This is a genomic window from Sulfitobacter aestuarii, from assembly GCF_042685005.1.
Classification (GTDB): Bacteria; Pseudomonadota; Alphaproteobacteria; order Rhodobacterales; family Rhodobacteraceae; genus Sulfitobacter; species Sulfitobacter aestuarii.
In genome coordinates, this window is record NZ_JBHUMP010000059.1 from 1 (window position 1) to 1933 (window position 1933).

The following is a 1933-nucleotide window of genomic DNA, read 5'->3' on the forward strand; positions in this document are numbered from 1 at the left end:
ACTCCCTGATAATCCATCCATTAGGGCCGAATCTCAGATCAGGCGATCACAAGGAAGGTGGGGGCGGCGCACCGCTTACAGTAAAAAGGAGACTTCACCACCTCAGTGATCTCGCGCCTCCCCGCGCGCCAGGCGAGGCACGTTTGGAAGCCGATAAGGGGCAAAATTAGGGAAGGGCTATCTCACCGGAGCCGGAGCCAACGTCGGCATCTTATTGAGATCCTTCCTCAGGCGGTGCAACGGGCCAGCGCAGGGCGCGGGTATAATTGACGCCATCCAGCGATAGTCAGCCCTCGCGTAGGGGTTTTATTTTTCCGAGGCTCAGCGCACTTTAATTCTATGTTCAGGTCTTTCACAATTCAGAATTTTTCATTGGCTTTTGCGCGAAATTGCGCATGCATGAAAGCAGTAAAGTTCCGCAGATCAAATTCAATTTGTTATTTCCTTTGGCAGAGAGGCTGATGGATAATATCCACGTGGCAAGCGCCAGGAGTTCCCATGACAGCCCGTTCTTCCGCTGAACAGACCGCCCAAGACTATGCAGAGGCTGAATGATGGGCTCGGCGACATTCCGAGACCACGTGTTTCCAACCAGCTTATAGCCGTTTATTTTTTAAAACACGTGCTCTTTCTCAAAATGTGAGGCCAAGAGTTTTGATGCGGCGGAGGGTTGGATTGGAAAATCTACGAGGATATTCGAAAACTCTGATTTTCCTTCCTCAATGATCTGGTTGATGCGCGAGACTTGGCCGCTTGACGATTGCACAGAGAAACGCAGTTGCACGAAAGTTCCAGGAAGGCTCCACTTATGTTCGGATTGGACCCCGCGCGAGAAAGTTAAAGCATCATCGCCACTGATCATGCGGAACGACCCATACTCAGCGCAAAAGCGGCTGGTAACATACAGGCCAAATCCAGAGTTCCCCCACGTCTCATCTTGAGAAAACCGTTCGTCACGGGACACCCCCGATATGCCGGGGAGAATAGCAAACTTCAGAGCTTCCCTTCCATTGTTGCAGTCAATGTATTCATTGTCGTAAAGGGTTTCTGCCACTCCGATCCCATCGTCGTAAATCACGATCTCGGCGACACCTTTGGCTTCCCAGCGCTGCCCAAAAACAACTAAGTTTTTTCCAGCCCCATGCTCAACTGCGTTTCTCATGACCTCTCTAAAGCAATATTCAAACAAGTCGAAAATGTCGCCAATATCGGTCTGGCAGAGAATTTTTGACAACTCCGTTGAGTATTTTGTGAGATATTTTCCAACAGGAACCTCTCCTGCGGATTATTTGATTTCGGGAATACTAAAGGTTCGAATCGGGGTGTAGGTATGTGATCCTGTTGCCGAATTTGGCGAGTTGCCGAGATTAAAGCCGATATACTTGAACAAACCTACGTGAGAGGCATATCCTTTGAAAAAACTGGGGGCGGTTTGAAGTTTGAAGGAAACATTGGGATGTCGCTTGATAAGGTTTCTGCATGTCACGGCAAATAGGGTCATTCCCTGTGGTTCACCGTAATTGCAGGTCGACATGTCAATAACGCACTCACACCCTTCCGGAAGCGAAAGCTTATCCCAACCAAGTTCGAAGATATGCGTAGCCAAAACCAGTCTGTTTGGTGCGAATATTTTAACCTGCATCCAATCCTCGATCCAAATGCATACATTAGTTGGTAAGTCTGTTTACCAATATGTTTCAAGCCTTACATCCCGCATTTACTCTGGGGCACGACGCGATTGCGTCAACTTGGGATCGCCAAGCCAATCTCTGGAATGCTTGCAACAGCAACCCCTCGAAGGCCGTTTTTTCCTTCAATCAAACACCAAGACCTTATGCAACTACAACCAGTCCAATGTAAGCGGTCGCGGGATAGCACTGTCGGTTCAGCTTGACGTCCTGAAGTTCCACGGCAGCAGATCGTCGATGCGGCT

At 49.1% G+C, this 1933-nt stretch carries 1 protein-coding gene; it reads right to left on the bottom strand.

Going from position 1 to position 1933, the window contains the following annotated elements; translation table 11 throughout:
* Positions 1-613 precede the first annotated feature (613 nt).
* The gene (locus tag ACFSUD_RS19550) at positions 614-1234 is read right to left on the bottom strand and encodes an ATP-binding protein (protein ID WP_386376178.1); all 621 of its coding nucleotides are present in this window, start codon (positions 1232-1234) and stop codon (positions 614-616) included.
* Between the last annotated feature and the right edge of the window lie 699 nt (positions 1235-1933).